The organism is Streptomyces sp. ActVer, assembly GCF_027270795.1.
GTDB classification, from domain to species: domain Bacteria; phylum Actinomycetota; class Actinomycetes; order Streptomycetales; family Streptomycetaceae; genus Streptomyces; species Streptomyces umbrinus_A.
In genome coordinates, this window is record NZ_JAPWHT010000553.1 from 1 (window position 1) to 6,182 (window position 6,182).

Annotated in this window: 5 protein-coding genes and 2 pseudogenes; 3 read left to right on the forward strand and 4 right to left on the reverse strand. The window is 72.0% G+C overall.

Annotation, left to right across the window (positions count from 1 at the left end; translation table 11 throughout):
• Positions 1 to 242: 242 nt before the first annotated feature.
• A pseudogene (locus O3Q52_RS47175) lies at positions 243 to 557 on the reverse strand (phosphate ABC transporter substrate-binding protein); the annotation flags it as partial.
• Between O3Q52_RS47175 and O3Q52_RS47180 the strand changes: the two are divergent.
• A pseudogene (locus tag O3Q52_RS47180) lies at positions 540 to 737 on the forward strand (VOC family protein); the annotation flags it as partial. The pseudogenes O3Q52_RS47175 and O3Q52_RS47180 sit on opposite strands and share 18 nt — an antisense overlap.
• 7 nt (positions 738 to 744) lie before the next feature.
• On the opposite strand, the gene O3Q52_RS47185 reads toward O3Q52_RS47180, so the two are convergent.
• From O3Q52_RS47185 to O3Q52_RS47195, 3 genes are all read right to left on the reverse strand, one after another.
• Complete coding sequence (locus O3Q52_RS47185) at positions 745 to 2,811, reverse strand: serine/threonine-protein kinase (RefSeq protein ID WP_269654630.1); 2,067 nt, start codon at positions 2,809 to 2,811, stop codon at positions 745 to 747.
• 142 nt (positions 2,812 to 2,953) lie between these two features.
• Positions 2,954 to 3,466: a MarR family winged helix-turn-helix transcriptional regulator gene (locus O3Q52_RS47190; RefSeq protein WP_269654631.1), complete on the reverse strand. Its 513-nt coding sequence runs from the start codon at positions 3,464 to 3,466 to the stop codon at positions 2,954 to 2,956.
• Entirely contained in the window at positions 3,463 to 4,071 is a 609-nt protein-coding gene (locus O3Q52_RS47195) for a type 1 glutamine amidotransferase family protein (protein WP_269654632.1), read from the reverse strand. Before O3Q52_RS47195 ends, O3Q52_RS47190 begins: the two co-directional genes overlap by 4 nt.
• A 248-nt stretch (positions 4,072 to 4,319) precedes the next feature.
• Here O3Q52_RS47195 and O3Q52_RS47200 point away from each other — a divergent pair, with 248 nt between their 5' ends.
• Both O3Q52_RS47200 and O3Q52_RS47205 read left to right on the forward strand, forming a co-directional pair.
• Positions 4,320 to 5,675 carry an aspartate aminotransferase family protein gene (locus tag O3Q52_RS47200; RefSeq protein ID WP_269654633.1) on the forward strand — a complete coding sequence of 452 codons (1,356 nt, stop codon included), beginning with the start codon at positions 4,320 to 4,322 and terminating at the stop codon, positions 5,673 to 5,675.
• Positions 5,676 to 5,775: 100 nt separating this feature from the next.
• Positions 5,776 to 6,182 (forward strand): GntR family transcriptional regulator (locus O3Q52_RS47205; RefSeq protein ID WP_269654634.1); only part of this gene is annotated, 407 nt, incomplete at its 3' end.

The window sequence follows — 6,182 nt, forward strand, 5'->3', positions numbered from 1 at the left end:
TGTCCACCAGCTCGGCCGTCGGCATGGCCGGAGCGGACGCGGCGGGCGCCGCGGACGGCCCGACCGTGACGGCTCCGGCAGCCGCCGTCGCGGCCAGGACGGTTCTTCTGCTGGGGCGTATGTGCGGGACGGGGGGTGGCGTGGGGGATGAGGTGGGGGTGGGTGACATGGATCCATGGTTGTGCGCGTGTCCGGCGCACACAAGGGTCCCTGCCGTCACCCGGTGCCCGCGGCCCGTCGGGCTACCCCTCGGCGCAGATCTTCTGCCCCACCGGCGTCGAGCACGGCAGATGACCGTGCGTACGGACCACGTCCTGGCCGCTCCCCCGGCTGATGTACGTGAGGAAACTGGAGACGAGCGAGTCGGCGGGCGGCTCGCCGTACGTGTACGCGTACTCGATCTCGCGGTACGGGTACTCGCTGTTGCCGTGTTCGATCTCCTCGACCGACGGGTCGTGGCCGTCGAGGGTGACCCGGTGCACGCCCTGGTAGCCGGTGGCGAGGTTGAGTTCGCTGTAGCCGATGGCGCCGGGCGTGCGCGCGACCGGCCGCACAACGTGCTGGGCACGCACCGCGTCATGTTCGCCGTCGACGACATCGAGGACACCGTGGCCCGCCTGCGCCCGCACGGCGCCGAACTCCTCGGCGAGATGGCCCGGTTCGAGGACAGCTATCTGCTCTGCTACGTCCGCGGTCCGGAGGGCGTCATCGTCGGACTGGCCGAGCAACTGCGCTGAGACCGGCTCAGCCCTGCTTCGTGTACGTCAGTTCGTCGCCGTTGCTCGTGTTCACCCGGCGGAGTCGGCCGTCGGGGAGGACGGTCAACTCCGTTGCCTCGCCCGGACTGCAGGACGTGGCCGGCTGACCGACCGTGACCTCGGACGCGCCGATCCGCAGCGGACCGCCGGCGCTCGGGGCCTCGGAGAGCTCCGCCCGGAACACACAGTGGTACGTGCCGCTGCCGGGCGGGCCGTCCGCCGTGAGCGAGAGGACCGTATCGCCCACCTCGCCCTGCTGGATGGTGAGTTCGCGGGTGTTGCGGCCCGTGGCGTTGTCGATGGACGCGGTCCACGTGCCGAGGTACTTGACGGGGATCGCGCCGTCCGTCGGCGTCTCCTCCGGCGTGGTCGGCGGCTGCGTGGGGCCCTCGGTGACCTGGCCCGGGGTCGTGGGCGCGTCCGCCGTCGGGGAGGTGGTGGGGTCGCCGCCCGCGCGGTTGTCCCCGTCGCCCTTCATCAGTGCGTAGACGGATGCGCCTGCGCCCAGCGCGACGATCAGCGCCACGATGATCAGGACCGCGGTGGAGCGGCCGCCTCTCTCCGGCGGCGGGCCGGGTTGTGGGAGAACTCCCGGGCCGTACGGGGGTGTTGGGCCGTAGGGGGGCGTGGGGCCGTAGGGCGGGGTCGAGCCCGGCGGGGGTGGGTAGCCGGCGGGCTGGTGTTGGTAGTGCGGGTAGCCGTAGGCGGCGGGCTGGGGGTGTTGCTGGGGGTAGCCGTAGGCCGGGTGGACGGGTGGGCCTCCCGACGGTCCTCCCGGCGGGGCGGTCGGTGGGGGTGTCGCGGGCAGGCCCGTGGTCATGGTGGGGAGGTGGTCGAAGGCCGCGGCTCCCGGAGGGCCCGGTGGGGGTGGGGTGGGGCCGTCGGGGGTGGGGGCGTGTTCGTGTTGAGGGGAGGTTTCGGGAGGACCGGGAGTTTCTCCGCCCCCGCCGCCCTTACCCTTCCCGTCCCTGGGGGCTGCCGCCCCCGGACCCCCGCTGTCGGCCTGAACGGCCTCGTCCTCAAACGCCGGACGGATTGGTTGTGCTTGAGACTTCTTCAGCCCCTCCGGCGTTTGAGGAGCGGGGGGCGGAGCCCCGGCCCCGCTCTCCCTCTCCTTCGAACCCTCCGGGCTCTCCGGATCCTCCGTGTCCAGCAGTTGCACCGCGTGTCGGCCCAGTTGGGCGACCAGCATCCCCGGCAGCCAGGGGTCGCGGCTGCGGCCGTCCGTGACGGTGTCCTCCGCGCCCGTGCGCTCCAGGATGTCGTCGAGGCTCGGGCGGGAGGCGGGGTCCTTGCGCAGGCACTGGCGGACGAGGTCGGCGATGCCCTCCGGGACACCCGCCAGGTCCGGCTCCTCCTGGGCGATGCGGAACATCAGGGCGTGCACGCCGCTGTTGGCCGTACCGAACGGCAGGTCGCCCGTGGCCGCGTACGACAGGACCGAACCCAGGCAGAAGACGTCGCACGCGGGCGTGATGCGGTCGCCACGGACCTGCTCGGGGGCCATGAAACCGGGCGAGCCGACGAGCGCGCCGGTGCGTGTGAGGCCGCCGTCGGTCACCGTCTCCAGGGCGCGTGCGATACCGAAGTCGATGACCCGCGGGCCGTCGATCGTGACGAGGACGTTCGACGGCTTGAGGTCTCGGTGGATCAGCTCCGCCGCGTGGATGTCCTTGAGCGCGTGCGCGAGACCGGCCGCGAGGATCCGTACGGAACGCTCCGGGAGCGCGCCGTGGTCGTGCCCGACGACCGTTTCGAGCGACGGTCCTGCGACATAGCCCGTGGCGACCCAGGGGATCGCCGCCTCCGTGTCCGCGTCGAGGACCGGCGCCGTCCAGTACCCGCCCACCCGCCGGGCCGCCTGCACCTCCTGGCGGAAGCGCGCCCGGAACTCCTCCTGCTCGGCGAGTTCCTGGCGCACGAGCTTGACCGCGACCGTCCGCCCCCGGTCGGAACGCGCCAGGAACACCTGCCCCATGCCGCCGGCACCGAGCCGCGCGAGCAGTCTGTACGCGCCGATCCGCAGCGGATCGGCAGGCCCGAGCTTCTCCATCGGTATGCCGCCCTCCCCCGTACTTGTGCGACAGCCCGAGGATAGTGCGGCCGAACGGGGAGGTGGCCGGAGCGGTGTCTACGGTTCCGTAACAGCGGATGCCGTTTCTGTCACGGTTCGCCCACCCGGATCCGGGCCCGTCTTACCCGCCCGTGCGCGTGCTCGTCTCCGCTTCCGCCTCCGTGACCGTCTCCATCGCGCCGATCAGTCGCTCCAGCACACGCACGGTCTCGGCCAGTTCGGCCTCGCCGAGGGTCCCTGCGAGACGGTCCGCGAAGGCCGCGTGTCCGGGGTTGATCCGCCGGACGGACGCGAGGCCCTCGTCCGTCGGGCGGAGGAGCTTGGCCCGGCGGTGGGCGGGGTTGGGCACGTACTCCGCGAGCCCGCGCTCGACCAGCAGATCGGCGATCCGCTGCACGCTCTGCCGGGTGATGCCCATGACGCGGGCGATCCCGGAGACGGGCAGCGGCTCCTTCAGTACGGCCCCGAGCACCTGCCACCAGGCGGCGGTGAGCCCGGCGGGGCGGGCCAGCTCCTCGGCCACGCCCATGAACTGGCCGTTCAGCCGGAAGACGCCGAGCGCGCTCCGGCTGAACAGGTCCTGCCGCGCCCTGTCCGCCCCGCTCGCCGCACCCGGTTCGCTTGCCCCGCTCACTGGCCCGCCGCCTCCAGCACCGCGTACGCCTCCGCGTCCGAGTCGTGGAACAGCCGGTACCAGGCGTCCAGCACCTCCCCCTCGTACACCCCGAGCAGCGCGAACACCTCCCGCGCGAACGCGACGGGCTCGGTGGGACCGGCGGTGATCAGCTTGCCGTCCGTGACGGCGTCGGTGTCGACGTACCGCTCGCCGCCCTTGTATCCCGTGGCCGCCAGATAGAAGGAGACGGCGCTGGTGTGGGCCCGGTCGTCGAGCAGTCCCTCGCGGGCGAGGCCCGCCGTGCCCCCGCAGATCGCGGCGACGGGCACGTCGGCGTCCAGGAACTCCCGCGCCTTGCGTGCGAAGGGGGCGAGGTCGTCGCTCGTGTCCCACAGATCGGCCCCCGGCAGGATCAGCAGCGAGCTGTCCTCGGGCCGCAGGTCGTCGAGCGCGACGTCGGGCTGGATCCGCAGCCCGCCGACGGACCTCACGGGGGCGAGAGACGCTCCGGCCGTCCGGATCTCGTAGCCGCCCCTCGCGAGGTACGCGGTCGTGTGGCCCGTCTCCCAGTCGGCGAGCGTGTCGTAGACGGCGAGGTGTACGGGCTTGCGGTTGCCGCTCATGGTTCCTCCTCGGTCGTACCGATCGGCCGTCCGGCCCTGTCGGTGATTATGTAAGCATGCTGTCATCACGACAGCATGCTGTCAATAGATGGCTGTCTCGGCCGCCAACGGCACTCCGCCAAGCCCCCCACCGGACTCCACCGGACTCCACCGGCGTCCCTACACGCGACAACCTGTCGCGTTCCCGGCCGCACCGCAGACAGGACGCCGATGTCGCGCCCTCGCCCCGGACACCTACGCTCGGCCGCATGACCCCTCAGCCCAATCCCCAGGCCGGCGCCGCCGTGAAGGCCGCGGACCGTGCGCATGTGTTCCACTCCTGGTCCGCGCAGGAGCTCATCGACCCCCTCGCCGTCGCAGGCGCGGAGGGGGCGTACTTCTGGGACTACGACGGCAAGCGGTATCTGGACTTCACCAGTGGGCTCGTCTTCACGAACATCGGCTACCAGCACCCGAAGGTCGTCGCCGCGATCCAGGAGCAGGCCGCGAGCATGACGACGTTCGCGCCGGCCTTCGCCGTCGAGGCCCGGTCGGAGGCGGCCCGGCTGATCGCCGAGCGGACGCCGGGGGATCTGGACAAGATCTTCTTCACCAACGGGGGCGCCGAGGCCGTCGAGAACGCCACGCGCATGGCCAGGCTGCACACCGGCCGCCCGAAGGTGCTCTCCGCCTACCGCTCGTACCACGGCGCGACCTCCGCCGCGATCAATCTCACCGGTGACCCGCGCCGCTGGCCGAACGACAGCGGGGCGGCCGGGGTCGTGCACTTCTGGGCGCCGTTCCTGTACCGCTCGCCGTTCCACGCGGAGACCGAGCAGCAGGAGTGCGAGCGCGCGCTCCAGCACCTCGCCGACACCATCGCCTTCGAGGGCCCGGCGACCATCGCCGCGATCATCCTGGAGACGATTCCGGGTACGGCCGGGATCATGATGCCGCCGCCGGGATATCTGGAGGGCGTCCGCTCGCTCTGCGACGAGTACGGGATCGTCTTCGTCCTGGACGAGGTCATGGCCGGCTTCGGACGGACCGGGCACTGGTTCGCCGCGGACCACTACGGGGTCGTGCCGGACCTGATGACGTTCGCGAAGGGTGTGAACTCCGGGTACGTGCCGCTGGGCGGTGTCGCGATCTCTCCCGCCATCGCCGAGACGTTCGCGAAGCGCCCCTACCCGGGCGGCCTCACCTACTCCGGGCACCCGCTCGCCTGTGCCGCCGCCGTCGCGACCCTCAACGTGATGGACGAGGAGGACATCCTCGGCCAGGCCACCCGGATCGGCGCGACCGTGCTCGGTCCCGGGCTGCGCGAGCTGGCCGAACGCCACCCGAGCGTCGGCGAGGTCCGCGGCACGGGCGTCTTCTGGGCCCTGGAACTCGTACGGGACAGGGAGACGCGGGAGCCGCTGGTGCCGTACAACGCGTCCGGCGCCGCGAACGCGCCGATGGCGGCGTTCGGTGCCGCGGCGAAGGCGCACGGTCTGTGGCCCTTCATCAACATGAACCGCACCCATGTCGTTCCCCCGTGCAACATCACGGAGGCGGAGGCCAAGGAGGGTCTGGCCGCTCTCGACGAGGCGCTCTCGGTGGCGGACGAGCACACGGTGTAGCGCAGGACCGGTGTGGTCCGGATGGCCCTTTCCCGAACGCGTAAGGTGACTGGCTCGTAGACATGAGCGAGTACTTACCCGCTCGGGGAAGGAACGGACGATGCCCCGCACCGGCAGCGGCAATGGCGCCGTCACCCGCAGCACCCTGCGGCAGCAGATCGCGGACGCGCTCCGCGACGAGGTGCTGGCCGGACGCCTCAAGCCGGGCCAGGAGTTCACGGTCAAGGAGATCGCCGAGCAGTACGGCGTCTCCGCGACCCCCGTCCGCGAGGCCCTGGTCGACCTGTCGGCCCAGGGCCTGCTGGACGCGGACCAGCACCGCGGCTTCCGCGTCCACGAGTACTCGCTGAACGACTACCGGGGCATGATCGAGGCCCGCAGCCTGGTCACGGACAGCATCTTCCGCGGGCTGCTCGACGCGGAGGCCACCACCACCCGGGGTGCCCGCGCCGCGCTCGCCACCCGGATCGACGACCCGCGCACCGGTGCCGCGCTCGCCGGGGTGCG